Here is a 17,584-nt window from a genome sequence, read left to right as displayed (position 1 = left end):
GCAAGAGGTCGGCCGGGGCCGGGCGGACAGGCCTCCGGCCGATGGGCTGGAGGCTGCCGTGTCCCTGGCGCGGGGGGATAATCGAGGGCTTCTTATGCACGACGCAGCCCTCGTTCTTTTTTCTGGCGGACAGGATTCCACGACCTGCCTCGCATGGGCCCTGGACCGCTATGCCCGGGTCGAAACCATAGGCTTCGACTACGGCCAGCGCCATGCCGTGGAGCTGACCTGCCGCACGCAGGTCCTGGCACGCCTTCGGCAGGAGTTCCCGCAGTGGAAGGACCGCCTGGGCATGGACCACCTGCTCGACCTCTCGCTGCTGGGCCAGATCAGCGACACGGCCCTGACCCAGGACAAGGCGATCGAGATGTCGGCAGCGGGGCTTCCGACCACCTTCGTGCCGGGGCGCAACCTGCTGTTCTTCAACTTCGCGGCGACGGTGGCGTACAGGCGCGGGCTGACCGTGCTGGTCGGCGGCATGTGCGAGACCGATTATTCAGGCTACCCCGATTGCCGGGACAACACGCTCAAGGCGCTGCAGGTGGCGATCAGCCTGGGTCTGGCCGCGCCCGTGGTCATCGAGACGCCGCTGATGTGGCTCGACAAGGCGGCCACTTGGCAACTCTCGCACGCGCTCGGCGGCACACCCTTGGTCGACCTCATTCGCAGTGACACGCACACCTGCTACCTGGGCGAACGCGGGGAGCTCCATGACTGGGGCCACGGGTGCGGCGCCTGCCCGGCCTGCGAACTGAGGCAGCGCGGCTACCGGGCTTTTGCCGCCGGGCAAGCTGCCCGAAGCGAGGTGGCGCCGTGACCTACGCCGTCAAGGAAATTTTCTACACCCTGCAGGGCGAGGGTGCCAACGCGGGCCGCCCGGCCGTCTTCTGCCGCTTCGCGGGCTGCAACCTGTGGTCGGGCAGGGAGGCGGACAGGGCGGACGCGGTCTGCAAGTTCTGTGACACCGACTTCGTGGGCACCGATGGGAGCGGTGGGGGCAAGTTCGAGGACGCGCAAGCGCTGGCGGATGCCATCGAAAGCCACTGGCCCGGCGCCGACCGCTCGCACCGTTTCGTGGTCCTCACCGGGGGTGAGCCCCTGTTGCAGGTGGACGAGGCCCTGCTGGGCCGCCTTCACGACAAGGGCTTCGTGGTGGCTGTCGAAACCAACGGCACCGTGCTGCCACCGCCGGGAATCGACTGGATCTGCGTCAGCCCCAAGGCCGGGTCAGAGTGGCTGCTGCGGCACGGCAACGAACTCAAGCTCGTCTGGCCCCAGCCCGGCTTCGACCTGCAGCAGTTGAGCGAACTGCCCTTCGCGCACCGGTTCCTTCAGCCCATGGACGGGCTCGAGCGTCGGGCCAACACGGCTTCATGCATTGACGCGTGCCTGCGTCATCCGGCATGGAAGCTCGGCACGCAGATGCACAAGATGGTCGGCCTGCGATGAACTTCGAAGTCAGCCAGCGCTTTCATTTCGACGCGGCGCATTCGCTGCAGCGGGAGATCGACACGGTGTCCAGCGCCCGCATCCACGGCCACACCTACCACGCCGAGGTGACCATCGCCGGGACCCCCGATGCGCAGGGCATGGTGGTGGACCTGGGCATCGTGCGGCGCGAGATCGCCAGCGTGCAGCAGCAGCTGGACCATCACCTGCTCGATGAGGTGCCTGGCCTGGGCCCTGCGACCTTGGAAAACCTCTGCAGGTTCATCTCGGCGCAGCTGCGGCCCCGCTTCGCGGGCCTCGCCAGCGTCAGCGTGTGGCGCGAATCCGTCGGCGATTCCTGCCGATTGACGATCTCCTAGACGCCGCGCCGCCCGGCAGGGTGCCCGGCCTACATCGCCGGCTCCGTGGGTGTCGCGTCCCGGTCCTCGCGTTCCTCCATGGACGCCGTCGCCACCGGCAGGTCAAAGAAGATCCTCACGCTCATGCCGGCTTCCGCGCTGGCCCAGATGCAGCCGCCGTGGGTCTCGATGATGGAGCGGCAGATGGCCATGCCCAGGCCTGCGCCCCGCCGGTCCTCGCTGGCCTGCCAGAACGGCAGGAACATTCGCGACAGGTCTTCCGGCGGCAGCGGCGGGCCGCTGTTGGCCACCGAAAACCGGACGAAGCCCTCCTGGGCGCTGGCGGCCAGCAGCACGCGCCCGGGCCGCTGCGTGAACTTGAACGCGTTGTCCAGCAGGTTGGCGAACACGCGCAGGATGCGGTCCGCGTCGGCCTGCACATCGGGCAGCCCGTCCGCGGCCTCCACGCGCAACTCGATGTCGCCACGGGCGACCAGGGGCGCGAACGCTTCGCGCGAGCGCTGCAGCAGCCAGAGCGGGCTGACGGCCGCGAGCTTCAGCATGGACTGGCGGCGCCGCGTCGACACGGCCACGGCCAGCAGGTCGTCCACCATGCCCGCCATGCGACCGCCCGACTGTTCCATGCGCTCCAGCAGTGCGTACAGCGGCTCGCCGCCGGGGAGCTTGCGTGCCGTCCGCTGGGCGACCTGGATGTTGAGCATCAGCATCGCCAGGGGGTTGCGCAGGTCGTGGCTGACGAAGGCAAGGATGTCCTCGCGATCGCGCAGCATCCTGGAGGCGGCGTCCAGGGCGCGCCCTACTTCGTCCGCCTCTTCGAGATCCAGGGGCGGCACGCGCACGTTCTCGCCCCGGCCCAGGGCGGCCGCGTGGTGGGTGAGGGTGCTGATGGGCCGCACCATCCGCTCGCCCAGGCGCCGCGCCAGGGCGAAGCCGGCGGCCAGCAAGGCGAGCGTGCCCCCCAGCAGCCACGCCACCGACACCCACAGCTGGTGCTCGAACTGGGCGCGCGGGATGCCGATGGCCACGGACCAGCTGGAAACGCCCGAGCGGCTGAAGACCGAAACCACGGGCACGCCGTCCAGCGCGTCGGTCTCGAGCCGGCCCTCGGACGCGCCGGCCATGGCCTGCAGCAGCGCGGGCGCCGCCCGCTGCCCCACGTAGCGCTCGGCCTCGCGCGTGCGCGCGACCACGAAGCCCTGGCTGTCGAGGATGGCCCCCACCCAGCCCGCCGGCAGCTTCTGGCGCTTGAGCGTCTCGCCCAGGCGGTCCGGGAAGAAGCCCATCGACAGGTCGTAGAGGACCTCGTCCCCGCTGAGCACCGGCACGTCGATGCCGATCACCGGCTGGCGCGACACCGGGCCCAGGTACAGGTCCGACACAAAGGCCTGCCCGGTCTGGAACACGCGGCGCACGACCTCGGGGTTGCCGTTGTGGGGCAGGGCCTGGCCGAAGGGCTGCAGGGTGTTCAGGCGCTGCTGGCCCGACCGGTCGGTGAGGGTGATGTTGTTGCCGTGGATCTGGCTGAGCACCGCGCGCGCCTGGCGGTCGAAGGCGCCGATGTCGCCGGCGGCGAGGTGCGGCGAGGTCGCGAGCACCTGCAGGGCGGTGCGGCCGCTGGCGAGTTCCAGGTCCACGGCCTGCGTCAGGGCGCGCGCGGTCTCCAGCGCGCTCTGCTCGACGACGGCCCGCTGCTGGCGAAACGAATGGACGATCAGCAGCGCTGCGGCCAACGCGGCTGGCAGCAACAGGGCCTGGACCAGCCAGTTGAGCTGTTGTTTGGCTCTCATCGTGCGAAGTGGACGCATCCAGTATCGGCAGGCACCTGACGCTGCACTTGCGCCATGTCAAGGCCGAGCCCCGGTGTGGCCGGGCCACAACCGGCCGTGTGACGTGGATGAGTCGGGGTGCGCGGATGAGGTCGGGCTCGTGCCCGGAGGCGTCGCTGGCTCAGGCGGGCTGGGCCCCGCCCGTGAGCGCGGCCACCGGCTCGATGTAGATGCGGCGCAGCGTGGGAAAGCGCTCGCGCACGCGTTGCTCGATGCGGCGTATGGTCTGTGTCACCTCGCCGGCGCTGCAGTGCTCGCGCAGCGTGAGGTCCATGGTCACCAGGGCGTCCCCCGCGCCCACGTACATGGAAAGGATGGGCCCGACCCCGGTCACGCCCGGCTCCTGGTGCGCGATCTCCCGGATCGCCGCCGCGGTCTCGGGCCGTATGCCCTCGCCCACGAGCAGCCCGCGCGACTGGCGGATCAGCAGGATCGCGACGCCGGCCAGCAGCACCCCGATGAGCAGGGATGCGACGCCGTCCAGTTCCGGCATCCCCAGCGCCTGGCTCGCGGCGATGCCTGCCGCCGCGATCGCCAAGCCGGCCAGGGCCGCGCTGTCCTCGGCGATCACGGTGAAGGTGGACGGGTCCTTGCTGCTGCGCAGGGCCTTCCAGAAGGGCTGCCCTGCGTGCTGCCGCAGGAACTGCCGCAGCCCGATGCCCAGGCTGATGGATTCGAAGACCGCCGCGCAGGCCAGCACCACGTAGTTCCAGAAGGGGTCGGCCAGCGGCTCGGGCGCGCGGATGTGCTGCACGCCCTCGTACACCGAGACGCCGCCGCCCAGGCCGAAGATGAGCACGGCGACGATGAGGCTCCAGAAATACAGCTCCTTGCCATGGCCGAATGGATGGTCCGCCGAGGGCGCGCGGCGGCTGCGATGCAGGCCCACCAGCAGCAGGATGCTGTCGCCGGTGTCCACCAGGGAGTGCACGCCCTCGGAGAGCATCGCGGAGCTGCCGGTGACCCCGGCCACGGCGAACTTGGTGACGGCGATCGCGAGGTTCGCAGCCATGGCGCCATAGATGGCGGTTGCGGATTCGGCCATCCGGCGATGCTCGCCGCGCGCGCGGCCCGCGCGTGTCGGCGCACGGCGACGGGGTGCATCGGCCTTGCCGGACAGCCGGGGCGAATGGATGGGCCGACGTGCGCCGGGCGCGCCGCGCTGTGGCAAGCTCGCCGGCATGAACCCCCTCGGCGGACTGCATCGCATCCGGGCCGGCGTGCTCGACCTGGCCTTCCACGCCAGCGGCCCGCAGGACGGCCCGCCCGTGGTCCTGCTGCACGGCTTCCCGTACGACGTGCACAGCTATGAAGAGGTGGCACCGCGACTGGCCGCGCAGGGCTGCCGCGTGCTGGTACCGCACCTGCGCGGCCACGGGCCCACGCGCTTCCTCGCCGCGGACACGCCGCGCTCGGGCGAGCAGGCCGCCCTGGGCGCGGACCTGCTCGCCTTCATGGATGCGCTGGCCCTGCCGCGCGCGGTACTGGCGGGCTACGACTGGGGCGGCCGCGCGGCCTGCGTGGTGGCGGCCCTGTGGCCGCAGCGCTGCAGGGGCCTGGTCTCGGTCAACAGCTACAACATCCAGGACATCCCGCACGCCGGCGAGCCCGACACGCCCGAGGCCGAGCGGCGCCTGTGGTACCAGTACTACTTCCACACCGAGCGCGGCCGGCGCGGGCTGGCGCAGAACCGGCGCGCGCTGGCGCACCTGCTCTGGCGCGAGTGGTCGCCCACCTGGGCCTTCGACCCGGCCTGCTTCGAGCGCAGCGCGCCCGCCTACGACAACCCGGATTACGTGGAGGTGGTCATCCACTCCTACCGGCACCGCTACGGGATCGTGCCGGGCGATGCGGCGTATGCGGCCATCGAGCAGCAGCTCGCCGCCCAGCCGCGCATCGCGGTGCCCAGCCTCACCTTCGACGGCGCCGACGACGGCGTGCGGCCCGCGTGCGCGGCCGCCGCCCACGCGCGCCACTTCAGCGGCCCGCGCGACCACGACGTGGTGCCCGGCGTGGGCCACAACCTGCCGCAGGAGTGGCCCGAGGGGTTCGCTGCCGCCGTGCTCCGGCTGGCGCGCGGCTGAGCTGCATCCGGCCCGGCGGCACCCCGCCGCCGGGCTGGGCTGGAGACCTTCGAACCTCGCCAGGCTCTTGCAGGCCGGTCGCCCTGGAACGGTGCGCTCCCTATACTGCGTGCACGCCCGCAGCGCGCCGCCATGCCCGAGTCTTCCATTCCCCCCAGTTCCGTCGCCAGCATGCTCGCGCGGGAGACGCGCGCGGCCGCCTGGCTGCGCGCGGCCCTGCTGCTCAGCCTGCTGGGCCCGGCACTGCTCCTGGTCTTCGTGGGCTGGTCTTCGCACCGCCAGGCCGAGGCCGAGGCGCGCGCGCGGCTGACCCGCCTGGCCCAGATCGCGCAGGAACAGGCCCAGCGCATCGTGGAGACCAACGAGGTCATCTCGCGCGCCGTGCTCTCGCGCACGCAGGGGCAGTCGAACGCGGCCCTGCACGCGCAGAGCGCCGAGCTGCACGGCCAGCTCGCCGCGCTGGTGAAGAACCTGCCGCAGCTGCAGTCGGTGTGGCTGTGGGACGAAGCAGGCCGGCCCATCGCCACCAACCTGCGCCCCGACCCGCCGCCCAGCCTGGACGTGAGCGACCGCGAGTATTTCATCGCCTCGCGCGACGCGCCGGGCCGCAGCTGGTTCGTCAGCGCGCCCCTGCGCAGCCGCACCACCGGCGAGCTCTTCTTCGATTTCACGCAGCGGCGCAACGGGCCCGACGGGCAGTTCGCCGGCGTGCTGTCGGTGTCGCTGCTGCCGGCCTACTTCCGCGAGTTCTTCAGCAAGCAGCTGGGCGACGAGCCCGGGCTCACGCTCTCGCTGTTCCGCGCCGACGGCACCATCATCGCCCGCTACCCGGAGCCGCCCCAGGGCTCGCACCTGGGCGACGCCAGCCCGCTCTTGGCCGCCATGCAGCGGGGCGACGCCGCCGGCAGCCACGGCGGCGTCAGCTCCATCGACGGCCAGCCGCGCTGGGTGTCGTTCCGCCGTGTCGGCACGCTGCCCCTGTACGCGGCCGCCACCGGGCGGCAGGACCTGCTGCTCGCGCCCTGGCGCATGCGCACCTGGGTGCTGGCCGCCTTCACGCTGCCGCTGGCGCTGTGCCTGGCCGGGCTGTGCTGGTTCGCCCTGCGCGGCGCCCGCCGCGAGCATGCGATCGCGCTCGCGCACGAGCAGCAGTACGAGCAGCGGCTGCGGGCCGAGGAGGCGCTGCGGCAGGCGCAGAAGATGGAGGCGCTGGGCCGGCTCACCGGCGGCGTGGCGCACGATTTCAACAACGTGCTGATGGTGGTGCAGGCCAATGTCGCGCTGGCGCGCAAGCTGCAGGAGCGGGGCCGGCCGGTGGACCAGGCGCTCGCGCCCATGGACCGCGCTGTCGCGGCCGGGGCGCAGCTCACGCGCCAACTGCTGGCCATCGCGCGGCGCCAGCCCCTGCAGCTGCGCAGCGTGCAACTGCAGGACCTGCTGCCCGCGGTGGGCACGCTGATGACCAGCACCCTGGGGCGCGACCTCGCGATCGAGGTCGAGGTGGCACCGGACACGCTGCCGGTCACGGTGGACGAAGCCGAGCTGGAGCTGGCCCTGATCAACCTGTGCCTGAACGCGCGCGACGCCATCGCGGGCGGCGGCCGCATCCGCATCGTCGCCGGGCCCGCAGCGGCCCCCGAAGACGCGCCCGGCGGCCCGGCCGGCCTGCCGTGGGTGCGCGTGGCCGTGGAGGACACGGGCGAGGGCATCGCGCCCGAGCTGCTGGCCCGCGTGACCGAGCCCTTCTTCACCACCAAGCCCATCGGCAAGGGCACCGGGCTGGGCCTGAGCCAGGTGCAGACCTTCGTGCAGCAGTGCGGCGGCCGCCTGCAGATCCACAGCGAGCCCGGCCAGGGCACCACGGTCGCGCTGCTGCTGCCGGCCTCGCGCCGGGAAGGGGTGGCGGCGGTACGTGGCGCGCCGGCCGCGCCCGGCGCCCTGCATGCCCGCGTGATGCTGGTGGAGGACAACGAGGACATCGCGTCCTCCCTGCAGGCCATCCTCGAAAGCACGGGCGCCACGGTGTCGCGCTTCGGCTCGGCCGAGGCCGCGCTGGCCGCGCTGGTGGCCCAGCCGGTGCTGCCGCAGGTGGTGATCAGCGACATCTCGCTGGGCACGGGCATGACCGGCATCGACCTCGCACGCGAACTCGCGCAGCGCGCGCCGGCCCTGCCGGTGCTGCTGATGACGGGCTACACCGACCGCCTGCAGGACGCCGTCTCGCTGGGCCTGAAGGTGCTCGCCAAGCCGGTGCCGCCCGAGCGGCTGGTGCAGGCCCTGCAGGACGCGCTGCCGCACCACGGCCTGGCCGCGGCCGGGGCCACGGCCGGCTAGGTCACGGTCCTAGCGGGCCGGCGCGCTTGCCCCCGGCCGGGCACGGGCCGCCGTCGAGCTGCTGGAACTGCTGCTGCTCGTGTGGCGCACGGTGCGCCGCGTCACCACGGTCTTCCTGTGCACCACGCGGTGGTGCACCACCCGCACGCGGGTGAGCAGGGCCTCAGGCACCTGCACCTGCGCGCCGGGGGTCGCCGCGAGGGCGGGCTGCGGTGCCGGCGGCATCGCCGGTCCGGGCGCGGTTTCGGCCCCCGCACAGAGCGTGCACAGGGCGAGGCCCAGGCCCGGCAGGATGGAATGGAGGGGGTGGGCAGGCATGGTCGGTTCCTCTGGCAGTGGATTTCGTCACGCTGCCGTGGCCCGCATGCAGCGTCCATCGGCGGCCTTCGCGCGCGCCTGTAGGCCGCCACAGAGGAGAGCGGGCCAGCCCTAGGGAATTTCCTGAAGGGCTTAGGCATCCTGCTCATAGGGCAGGCCGGGCCGCTGCCTAGACTGGGCCGCAAGCTCATCGTTTCCCTGGCCTCCATGCGACCCCGCCTTTCCCCTTCCGTGGCCAGCCTGGCCCTCATGCTCGCCCTGTCCAGCTGCGGCGGCGGGGGCGGTGGCGGCAGCCCTGGGCCGGTGAACGCCTCGGCCAGCGCCACGCCCGCCACCGGCGTGGACACGCTGCCGGCCGCCGCGCCCGAGCTGCTGTTCGAGCAGGCGGCTGCGCTGGCCCAGGGCCAGCCCTTCGAGCTGCCCGCGCCCCCGCAGGAGCAGGGCACGTCCACGCAGGCGGTGGAGTTCGCGATGGCCGCGCCGCTCTCGCGCGTGCTGGCCCTGGACGGCGCGCCGCTGAACGGGCCGCGCGCGGTGCTGGCCGTGGCGGCCACGGGCACGGCGCCGGCGTACTTCACCCCGCCGCAGCTGCGCCAGGCCTACGGGCTGGACAGCGTGGCCGCCGCATCGCCCGCCGACCTGGGGGCCGATGCCGGTGCCCGCCTGGGCGCCGGCCAGACCGTGTACGTCATCGTCGCCACGCACGACCCGGCGACGCTCTCGATGCTGAACGCCAGCGCCAGCCAGTTCGGCCTGCCGGGCTGCAGCGCCACCAGCATCAGCTACACCAGCGCGCTGCCGCTCGCGCCGGCGTCCACCACGGGCTGCAGCTTCGCCGTGGTCGGTGCCACCAGCGGCGGCGGCTTCGGCCCGGTGAGCGCCAGCGTCGACCGCCGCTGGGCGGTCGAGGAGCAGCTGGACGTGCAGATGGTGCATGCCATGGCGCCGCTGGCGCGCATCGTGGTGGTCGTCTCGCCCACGGCCTACGGCAGCGACCTGGCCGGCGCGATCCAGCTCGCCAGCCGCATGGGGCCGGGCACCGTGAGCATGAGCTTCGGCGCGCCCGACAGCAGCGGCTGGGCCCTGTACGACGGCGTGTTCGGCGGCGAGGGCATGCTGTTCGTGGCCGCCGCCGGCGACAGCGGCTTCAACGGCGGCACCGTGTCCTGGCCCGCGGCCCACCCGAACGTGCTGGCGGCGGGCGGCACCTCGCTCAAGCTCGTCGATGGCGTGCGCACCGAGACGGCCTGGTCCAGCGCGGGCGGCGCCGCCAGTGCCTGGCGCGACGCGCCGGCCTACCAGGCCGGCTATTCCATGACCCGCCCGGCGCGGCGCCAGGTGCCGGACGTGTCGGCCGACGCCGACCCGGCCACCGCCATGATGGTCTACGCCGACGCAGGGACCGGGCCCTCCTGGTACCTGGTGGGCGGCACCAGCGCGGTCGCGCCGCTGTGGGCCGGCCTGCTGGCCGACGCCAACGCCCGGCGCCAGCTCGCCGGCAAGGCCGTGCTGGCCGGCACCGCCGTGCACACCGCGCTCTACCAGTCCATCGCGCGCTTCTCCATGAGCTACGGCGCCGGTTTCGACGACGTCACGTCGGGCAGCAACGGCGACTGCTTCACCTGCAGCGCGCGCCCGGGCTACGACCTGGCCACGGGCCTGGGCACGCCCAGGGCCGGCAGCCTGCTGCAGTCCCTGGCCACGTACTGAGCGGCAGGGGGCGGGGCCCCGGCCGCTCCGCTACCATCCCCCGATGCCCTTCACCGTCGCCGTCCGCACGCTCTGCGAATTCGCCGCGCGGCGGGGCGACCTGGACCTGCGCTTCACGCCCGCGCCCAGCGCGCAGGAAGGCATCGCCGGCCACCTGTGGGTGACCGAGCGGCGCGCCGAGGGCTACGAAACCGAGATCGCGCTGCGCGGCAGTTTCGAGGGCCTGGAGGTGCGCGGCCGCGCCGACGGCTTCGACCCCGCCCTGAACCGGCTGGAGGAGATCAAGACCCACCGCGGCGACCTCGCCCGCCAGCCCGCCAACCACCGTGCGCTGCACTGGGCGCAGGCGCGCTGCTACGGTGCGCTGCTGTGCGAGGCGCGTGGCCTGGCGCAGCTGGACATCGCGCTGGTCTACTTCGACATCGCGACGCAGCGGGAGACCGTGCTCACCGAGACCTGGGAGGCGCCGGCGCTGCGCGAGGCCTTCGAGGCGCTGTGCCGCGACTTCCTGGCCTGGGCGCAGCAGGAGTCCGCCCACCGCGCGGCCCGCGACGCGGCCCTGCAGGCGCTGGCCTTCCCGCATCCGGACTTCCGCACCGGCCAGCGCGAACTGGCCGAGGCGGTGTACCGCGGCGCGGCCACCGGCCGCTGCGTGCTGGCCCAGGCGCCCACCGGCATCGGCAAGACCGTGGGCACCCTGTTCCCGCTGCTGAAGGCGGCGCCCGCGCAGGCCCTGGACAAGGTCTTCTACCTCACCGCCAAGACCACAGGCCGGCAGCTCGCGCTGGACGCGGCGCAGGCCCTGGGCGCGGGGCGCACGCTGCCCCTGCGGGTGGTGGAGCTGGTCGCGCGCGAGAAGGCCTGCGAGCACCCGGGCAGCGCCTGCCACGGCGAATCCTGCCCGCTCGCCCGGGGCTTCTGGGACCGGCTGCCCGCCGCGCGCAGCGACGCGCTGCAGTCCGGCCTGCTCGATGCCCCGGCCCTGCGCGAGGTGGCGCGCCGGCATGCGGTCTGCCCGTACTACCTGTCGCAGGAGCTGTGCCGCTGGACGGACGTGGTGGTGGGCGACTACAACTACTGGTTCGACGGCAGCGCGCTGCTCCACGCGCTCGCGCTGGAGCAGGGCTGGCGCGTCGCCGTGCTGGCCGACGAGGCGCACAACCTGGTCGAGCGTGCCCGCGAGATGTACTCGGCCGAGATCGCCCAGGCCGACCTGCGCGCGCTGCGGCGCACCGTGCCGCAGGCGGTGCGCGGCGCGCTCGACAAGGTGCAGCGCGGCTGGTCGGCGCTGCGCAAGGCCCGCGAGGCGGCGGGCGACCGGCTGGACGGCCTGCCTGCAAACTTCCTGCAGGCGCTGCGCGGCGCCTGCACCGCCATCGAGGAGCATTTCGCGCAGGCCGCGCCGGGCGCCTCGCTGGACGAGGGTCTGCAGCAGGCCTGGTTCGGCATGCTGGGTTTCCTCAAGCTGGCGGAAACCTTCGGCGAGCATTCGGTGCTGGAGTGGCGCGAGCAGCCGGCCGCGCGCGGCGGACGTCCCGACGCGGTGCTGCGCATCCAGAACCTGGTGCCGGCCAGCTTCCTCGCGCCGCGCTTCGCCGCCACGCGCACCAGCACCCTGTTTTCAGCCACGCTCAGCCCGCCGCGCTATGCGCTGGACATGCTGGGCCTGCCGCAGCACACCGCCTGGGTGGACGTGGCCTCGCCCTTCAGCGCGGCGCAGCTGCAGGTGCGCATCGTGCAGCGCATCTCCACCCGCTGGGCCGACCGTGGCCGCTCGGTCGCGCCCATCGCCGAGCTGATCGCGCGCCAGTTCGAGGCGGCGCCGGGCAACTACCTGGCCTTCTTCAGCAGCTTCGACTACCTGGCGCAGGTGGCCGACGCCTTCGAGGCCGCGCACCCGCAGGTGCCGGCCTGGCGCCAGTCCCGCCGCATGGGCGAGGCCGAGCGCAGTGCCTTCCTCGCCCGCTTCCAGCCGGGCGGGCAGGGCGTGGGCTTCGCGGTGCTGGGCGGCAGCTTCGGCGAGGGCGTGGACCTGCGCGGCGACCGGCTGGTGGGGGCCTTCGTCGCCACCCTGGGCCTGCCGCAGGTGAACCCGCGCAACGAGGCGCTCAAGGCCCGGCTGGAGCAGGCCTTCGGCCGCGGCTGGGACTACGCCTACCTGGTGCCCGGGCTGCAGAAGGTGGTGCAGGCCGCGGGCCGCGTGATCCGCACGCCCGAGGACCGCGGCGTGGTCTGGCTGATCGACGACCGCTTCGGCCGGCCCGCGGTGCGCGAACTGCTGCCCGCCTGGTGGCGCATCGCGCCGGCGGGCGATGCGGTGGCTCAGGCCTGAACGCGCGCCAGCGCGCGGGCCTGCCGCATCCGGTGCGAGAAGGCCAGCGCGCCGGTCACGACCAGGGTGGGGAACACCACGGCCTCCAAGAGGCCGGCGATCATGTCCAGGTGATTCATCATGGCGCGCATTCCTTGCTGCGTCGGGCGCGACGCAGCGCCCATGGCCCAGGTATAGGCGCCTGCCGCGCTGCCGGCCAGGGGGCTTGCGCGCGGTTTGAGGGATGGTCCCGACAGGACAAACCCTCGCGCGGCACTAGGATGCGTCATCCCGAAGGAGAACGAATGCTGCATCCCCAGGCCCGTGCGCTGCTGCGCATGATGGAAGACAAGGGCGTCCCGCCCACGCACACCCTCAGCGTCGACGAGGCGCGCCGCTTCTACCGCGAGCGCCGGGCGGTGACCCAGCCCGCGCCGCCCGCCGTGGGCGAATCGCGCGACCTGCGCATGCCCGGCCCGGCCGGCGAGATCCCGCTGCGCCTGTACCGCCCGGCGGGCAGCGCGGCCGGCGCGCTGCTGCCGGTGCTGGTGTACTACCACGGTGGCGGCTGGGTGATCGGCGACCTGGACACGCACGACACGCTGTGCCGCGAACTGGCCAACGGCAGCGGCTGCGCCGTGGTGGCGGTGGACTACCGCATGGGGCCGGAGCACCGCTTCCCCGCCGCCAGCGACGACGCGCTCGCCGCCGCGCGCTGGGTGCGCGCGAACGCGGCCTCGCTGCAGGTCGACGGCGCGCGCATGGCGCTGGGCGGCGACAGTGCAGGCGGCAACCTCGCGGCTGTGACGGCGCTGGCCATGCGCGATGCGGGCGACGCACCGGCGGCCTTCCAGCTGCTGATCTATCCCGCCACCGACCAGCGCTGCCTCACTGCGTCCTACCAGGCCAACGGCCAGGGCTACCTGCTCACGCAGGACACCATGCGCTACTTCCACGGCCACTACTTCGGCGACGACACGCACAACCTGGACTGGCGCGCCTCGCCCATGCTCGCGGCCTCGCTGGAGGGCGTGCCGCCCGCGCTGGTGCTCACGGCCGGCTTCGATCCGCTGCGCGACGAAGGCACGGCCTATGCGCAACGCCTGACCGAGAGCGGCGTGCGCACCACGCTGGTCTGCTTCGAGCGCCAGATCCACGGCTTCATCCTCATGGGCCGGGTGCTGGACGAGGCGAATGCGGCCGTGCAGCTGTGCGCCGACACGCTGCGGCGGGCCCTGCAAGCCGGTTGAACGCGGCGCGCCGCGTTCTGTCGCAAGGGCTGCGGCCGCCGGGTCAGAGCGCGACCGAAGGCCGCTGCGCCATCGCCGCGCGCCAGCGCCGCAGGTGCGGGTGCGCCTCGCCCGGCTGCAGCTTGACCACGCGGGCGAAGTCCACGGCCACCACGGCGGTGATGTCGGCGATGCTGAAGGCCTCGCCGGCCAGCCATTCGTGGCTGGCGAGCTGGGCGTCCAGGGTGTCGAAGAAATGCGCGATGCGGTCGCGCCCGCGCTGCGCCAGCTCGGGGATCTGCGCGTAGTCGCGCGGGCCGGGCAGGGCGCGGTTGGCCATGGCGGGCGAGCCGTTGCGCAGGGCCTCGGCCACGGCCAGGAGGCCCTCGAACTCGGCCCGCCAGTGCCAGCTCGCGACAGCGGCTTTCTCCAGCGGCGTGCGGCCCATCAGGGGCGGCTCGGGTTGGGTGGCCTCGGCCCAGGCGGCGATGGCGGCGTTGTCGGTCAGCACCACGCCCTCGGGCGTGCGCAGCGCCGGCACCGTGCACAGCGGGTTGACCGAACGGAAGGCCTCACCCAGCTGTTCGCCGCTGCGCAGGTCGACCTGCACCGTCTCGTGCGCGATGCCCTTCTCGGCCAGCAGGATGCGCGCGCGGCGCGGGCTGGGTGCGGTGGCGCAGTCGTAGAGCGTGACCATGGCGCGGGCCTCAGCCGCCGGCGGCCAGCTTGTCCTGCGTCTTCGTGTCGAAGTCGGAGGCGTCGTGGCGCTCGTGCAGCTGGCTGGAGGGTTCGCCGAAGGTGCGGTTGACCATGCGGCCGCGCCGGACCGCGGGCCGTGCGTGCACCTCGTCGGACCAGCGCTGAACGTTCTTGTACTCCTGCACCTGCAGGAACTCGCCCGCGCCGTACAGCAGGCCCTTGGCCAGCGCGCCGTACCAGGGCCAGATCGCCATGTCGGCCACGGTGTAGTCGTCGCCCGCCACGTAGCGGCGGTCTGCCAGGTTGCGGTCCAGCACGTCGAGCTGGCGCTTGACCTCCATCGCGTAGCGGTCGATCGCGTACTCGATCTTCACCGGCGCATAGGCGTAGAAGTGGCCGAAGCCGCCGCCCAGGAAGGGCGCCGAGCCCATCTGCCAGAACAGCCACGAGAGGCACTCGGCGCGGGCCGCGCCCGAGGTCGGCAGGAAGGCCGAGCCGAACTTCTCGGCCAGGTACATCAGGATCGCGCCGGACTCGAACACGCGCTGCGGCGTGGGCCCGCTGTGGTCCACCAGCACCGGGATCTTGGAGTTGGGATTGGCCTCGACGAAGCCGCTGCCGAACTGCTCGCCCTCGTTGATGCGAACCAGCCAGGCGTCGTACTCGGCGCCGGCATGGCCGAGCGCGAGCAGCTCCTCCAGCATGATGGTGACCTTCACGCCGTTGGGCGTGGCCAGCGAGTACAGCTGCAGCGGATGCCGGCCCACGGGCAGGGGCTTCTCGTGCGTGGGGCCGGCCACGGGCCGGTTGATGCTGGCGAACTGGCCGCCGTTGGCCTTGTTCCAGGTCCACACCGCGGGCGGCGTGTAGTCGGGGGTCTGGGACATGGGAGATACCTTCAGGTGGGGGCGTGGCAGCGCAGGGGCGCGCCGCCGGAAGCCGGCCAGTATAGGGAAGCCGGCCCGGGCCTGCAGGCGGGGCCCCGGCCGGCGATTGTCTGGCTGAGCTGGATGGCCGAGAATGGGACCGGTCCCGTCCAGCTGCGCACGTCCCCTCCGCCCCCGCCCATGCGAATGATCCTCCTGCCCCACGGGGCCACCTGCTACGAGCTGGCCGGTCCGCGCGAAGGCGCCGTGGTCGTGCTCCTGCACGGCGCCACCGCGCCGCTGTGGACCTGGGACGCGCAGGTCGCGCCGCTGGTGGCCGAGGGCTTCCGCGTGCTGCGCTACGACATGTTCGGCAAGGGCCTGTCCGACTGCCCGCGCGCGCGCTACGACCGCGCCTTCTTCTGCGAACAGCTGCTCGGCCTGCTGGATGCGCTGGACCTGCAGGCGCCGGTGCACCTGGCGGGCTTCTCCTTCGGCGGCGCCATTGCGGCCCACTTCAGCATGCTGCACCCCGAGCGGGTGGAGAGCCTGGCCCTGGTCGCGCCCCTGCTGGATTTCGGCGAGAGCGCGCGCCTGGTGCGGCTGGCCCGGCTGCCGCTGCTGGGCGGGCCGCTGCTGCGGCTGCTGCTGCCACGCCAGGCCGGCGCGCGCGTCGCCCGGCTGTGGCAGGGCTCGGCACGCGCCGGCCAGTACGCGGCCCTGTTCGCGCAGCAACTGGCGCGGCCGGAGTTCCAGCGTGCCTTCCTGGCCTTCCTGCGCAGCGACGCGCTGGGCGACTATTCCGCTGCGTACCGCGCGCTGGGCGATGCCGGCCGCGAGGGCCTGCTGGTGTGGGGCAACGCCGACGAGGACATTCCGCGCGCGCACATCTGGCGCATCCTCCAGCTGAACCCGCACCTGCACGGCCGCGAGATCGACGGCGCCACGCACGGCATCCCGTTCCAGCACGCCGAGCGCCTGGGCGAGATGCTGGTCGATCACCTCAAGGGCAACGCCGGCAGCGCCTACGCCGCGACCGAGCTCGCCGGCCTGGGCCGCTGACCGGCCTCTCAGCCCGCGTCCGGGTCCGCCGCCGGGCCGGGGGCGGCGGGCGCGGGCGTGCTGTCCGGCACGGGCTGGGCCTGCTGTTGCTGCTGCGCGGCCACGCGCCGCAGGCTGTGCAGCTCCATCACGGCTTCACGGCTCTGCCCGGCGTCCTGCCAGGCGCAGATGGCCAGGTGGTTGGACACCGCCAGCACATCCATCACCGGGCCACTGCCGTCCCCTGCCTTCACCTTGTCGCCCTTGCGGATGCGTTCAACTGCCACGGAAGCCTTGTCTCGTTCCGGGCGATGCTAATCGGATGTGCATGCCGAGTCTGTAGGACGGCGCGCGGCTGAGTTGCGCGGATGCATCGGGGCCTGGGCCCGCGGACGGCCCCACGCCCCGCGGAGCCCACGGCGCGGCCCGGGTCGCCCGGTTATGGACAATCGATGTTTTCGCACCCGCGCCGCCATGCCCCCTTGCCTTTGCCCGACACCCGATCCCGCCCCGGCCGGAGGCCGGCCGTGAGCCCGGCCCAAGCGCAGCCGCCCGGCGTGCCGCAGGGCCAGGTCCAGGCGCAGGACCACAGCCTGCTGCTGCCCGATGGCGTGCGCCTCTTCGCGCGCAGCTGGACGCCGGCGGGCAGCGACCGGGATGGCGCGCCGGCGCCGCTGCTGCTGTTCCATGATTCGCTGGGCAGCGTGGCGCTCTGGCGCGACTGGCCCGCCCAGCTGGCGGTGGCCACCGGCCGGCGCGTGCTGGCCTACGACCGCTGGGGATTCGGCGCTTCGGACCCGCGCGTTCCACTGCCCGGCGTGGGCTTCGTCGCCGGCGAGGCGCAGGCCGTGCTGCCGGCGCTGCGCGACCAGCTGGGCTTCTCGCGTTTCGTGGCGCTGGGGCACAGCGTGGGCGGCGGCATGGCGCTGCACGCCGCCATGGACTTCGCGGGCGATTGCGAGGCGGTGGTCACGCTCGCGTCGCAGGTCTTCGCCGAGGCCACCACGCTGCAGGGCATCCGCGAGGCGCGCGAGGCCTTCCGCGACCCGGCGCAGTTCGAGCGCCTGGCCCGCTACCACGGCCCGCGCACCCGCTGGGTGCTGGACGCCTGGATTGACACCTGGCTGCACCCGGACTTCGCCCGCTGGAGCATGGTCGAGCAGCTGCCGCGCGTGCGTGCGCCGGTGCTGGTGCTGCACGGCGACTCGGACCCCTACGGCGCCACCGTGCATGCGCAGCTGATCGCCGCGCATTGCGGCGGCCCGGTGCAGCTGGAGATCCTGGCGCAGACCGGCCACTTCCCGCACCGCGAGCGCAGCGAGGACGTGCTCGCGCGCATCGCCCGTTTCCTGGCCTGA

At 73.2% G+C, this 17,584-nt stretch carries 17 protein-coding genes; 10 read left to right on the top strand and 7 right to left on the bottom strand.

What is annotated here, in order from left to right; all coding sequences use genetic code 11:
• Positions 1 to 94: 94 nt before the first annotated feature.
• The 3 genes from queC to IM725_RS07325 are packed head-to-tail and all read left to right on the top strand — an operon-like array spanning position 95 to position 1,808.
• On the top strand, positions 95 to 817 hold the full coding sequence (gene queC, locus IM725_RS07335) for a 7-cyano-7-deazaguanine synthase QueC (RefSeq protein ID WP_193779927.1): 723 nt from the start codon (positions 95 to 97) through the stop codon (positions 815 to 817).
• The gene (gene queE, locus IM725_RS07330) at positions 814 to 1,449 is read left to right on the top strand and encodes a 7-carboxy-7-deazaguanine synthase (RefSeq protein WP_193779926.1); all 636 of its coding nucleotides are present in this window, start codon (positions 814 to 816) and stop codon (positions 1,447 to 1,449) included. Before queC ends, queE begins: the two co-directional genes overlap by 4 nt.
• Positions 1,446 to 1,808, top strand: a complete 363-nt coding sequence (locus IM725_RS07325; protein WP_193779925.1) for a 6-pyruvoyl trahydropterin synthase family protein — start codon at positions 1,446 to 1,448, stop codon at positions 1,806 to 1,808. Before queE ends, IM725_RS07325 begins: the two co-directional genes overlap by 4 nt.
• A gap of 29 nt (positions 1,809 to 1,837) precedes the next feature.
• On the opposite strand, the gene IM725_RS07320 is transcribed toward IM725_RS07325, so the two are convergent.
• Positions 1,838 to 3,595 (bottom strand): sensor histidine kinase, encoded by a 1,758-nt coding sequence (locus tag IM725_RS07320; RefSeq protein ID WP_193779924.1) that lies wholly within the window; start codon positions 3,593 to 3,595, stop codon positions 1,838 to 1,840.
• A gap of 160 nt (positions 3,596 to 3,755) precedes the next feature.
• Entirely contained in the window at positions 3,756 to 4,679 is a 924-nt protein-coding gene (locus IM725_RS07315) for a cation diffusion facilitator family transporter (protein ID WP_193779923.1), read from the bottom strand.
• 136 nt (positions 4,680 to 4,815) lie between these two features.
• Between IM725_RS07315 and IM725_RS07310 the strand changes: the two genes are divergently transcribed.
• On the top strand, positions 4,816 to 5,718 hold the full coding sequence (locus IM725_RS07310) for an alpha/beta fold hydrolase (protein ID WP_193779922.1): 903 nt from the start codon (positions 4,816 to 4,818) through the stop codon (positions 5,716 to 5,718).
• A 132-nt stretch (positions 5,719 to 5,850) separates the two neighbouring features.
• Complete coding sequence (locus tag IM725_RS07305) at positions 5,851 to 8,052, top strand: hybrid sensor histidine kinase/response regulator (RefSeq protein ID WP_193779921.1); 2,202 nt, start codon at positions 5,851 to 5,853, stop codon at positions 8,050 to 8,052.
• 9 nt (positions 8,053 to 8,061) lie between these two features.
• Here IM725_RS07305 and IM725_RS07300 read toward each other — a convergent pair whose 3' ends face one another.
• Positions 8,062 to 8,370, bottom strand: a complete 309-nt coding sequence (locus IM725_RS07300) for a hypothetical protein (RefSeq protein WP_193779920.1) — start codon at positions 8,368 to 8,370, stop codon at positions 8,062 to 8,064.
• Between the two features lie 207 nt (positions 8,371 to 8,577).
• On the opposite strand from IM725_RS07300, the gene IM725_RS07295 reads away from it, so the two are divergent.
• Together IM725_RS07295 and IM725_RS07290 are read left to right on the top strand one after the other, a co-directional pair.
• Positions 8,578 to 10,080 (top strand): S53 family peptidase, encoded by a 1,503-nt coding sequence (locus IM725_RS07295; RefSeq protein ID WP_193779919.1) that lies wholly within the window; start codon positions 8,578 to 8,580, stop codon positions 10,078 to 10,080.
• 43 nt (positions 10,081 to 10,123) lie between these two features.
• Positions 10,124 to 12,412: an ATP-dependent DNA helicase gene (locus IM725_RS07290; protein WP_193779918.1), complete on the top strand. Its 2,289-nt coding sequence runs from the start codon at positions 10,124 to 10,126 to the stop codon at positions 12,410 to 12,412.
• Here IM725_RS07290 and IM725_RS20625 read toward each other — a convergent pair.
• Positions 12,403 to 12,534 (bottom strand): hypothetical protein, encoded by a 132-nt coding sequence (locus IM725_RS20625; RefSeq protein ID WP_265334994.1) that lies wholly within the window; start codon positions 12,532 to 12,534, stop codon positions 12,403 to 12,405. The genes IM725_RS07290 and IM725_RS20625 overlap by 10 nt on opposite strands.
• A 162-nt stretch (positions 12,535 to 12,696) precedes the next feature.
• Between IM725_RS20625 and IM725_RS07285 the strand changes: the two genes are divergently transcribed.
• Positions 12,697 to 13,641 carry an alpha/beta hydrolase gene (locus IM725_RS07285; RefSeq protein WP_193779917.1) on the top strand — a complete coding sequence of 315 codons (945 nt, stop codon included), beginning with the start codon at positions 12,697 to 12,699 and terminating at the stop codon, positions 13,639 to 13,641.
• Positions 13,642 to 13,684: 43 nt separating this feature from the next.
• Here the strand turns inward: IM725_RS07285 and IM725_RS07280 are convergent, their stop codons facing one another.
• Both IM725_RS07280 and yghU read right to left on the bottom strand, forming a co-directional pair.
• Entirely contained in the window at positions 13,685 to 14,317 is a 633-nt protein-coding gene (locus IM725_RS07280; RefSeq protein ID WP_193779916.1) for a glutathione S-transferase, read from the bottom strand.
• A 10-nt stretch (positions 14,318 to 14,327) separates the two neighbouring features.
• Positions 14,328 to 15,206 carry a glutathione-dependent disulfide-bond oxidoreductase gene (yghU, locus tag IM725_RS07275; RefSeq protein ID WP_193779915.1) on the bottom strand — a complete coding sequence of 293 codons (879 nt, stop codon included), beginning with the start codon at positions 15,204 to 15,206 and terminating at the stop codon, positions 14,328 to 14,330.
• A 180-nt stretch (positions 15,207 to 15,386) separates the two neighbouring features.
• Between yghU and IM725_RS07270 the strand changes: the two genes are divergently transcribed.
• The gene (locus tag IM725_RS07270; protein ID WP_193779914.1) at positions 15,387 to 16,247 is read left to right on the top strand and encodes an alpha/beta fold hydrolase; all 861 of its coding nucleotides are present in this window, start codon (positions 15,387 to 15,389) and stop codon (positions 16,245 to 16,247) included.
• An 8-nt stretch (positions 16,248 to 16,255) separates the two neighbouring features.
• On the opposite strand, the gene IM725_RS07265 is transcribed toward IM725_RS07270, so the two are convergent.
• Positions 16,256 to 16,513 (bottom strand): hypothetical protein, encoded by a 258-nt coding sequence (locus IM725_RS07265; RefSeq protein WP_193779913.1) that lies wholly within the window; start codon positions 16,511 to 16,513, stop codon positions 16,256 to 16,258.
• Between the two features lie 240 nt (positions 16,514 to 16,753).
• Between IM725_RS07265 and IM725_RS07260 the strand changes: the two genes are divergently transcribed.
• The gene (locus IM725_RS07260; protein WP_287065776.1) at positions 16,754 to 17,584 is read left to right on the top strand and encodes an alpha/beta fold hydrolase; all 831 of its coding nucleotides are present in this window, start codon (positions 16,754 to 16,756) and stop codon (positions 17,582 to 17,584) included.

Origin of the sequence: Ramlibacter aquaticus (assembly GCF_015159745.1) — a bacterium.
GTDB lineage: Bacteria > Pseudomonadota > Gammaproteobacteria > Burkholderiales > Burkholderiaceae_C > Ramlibacter > Ramlibacter aquaticus.
This window is presented reverse-complemented; position numbering and strand designations above follow the sequence as displayed.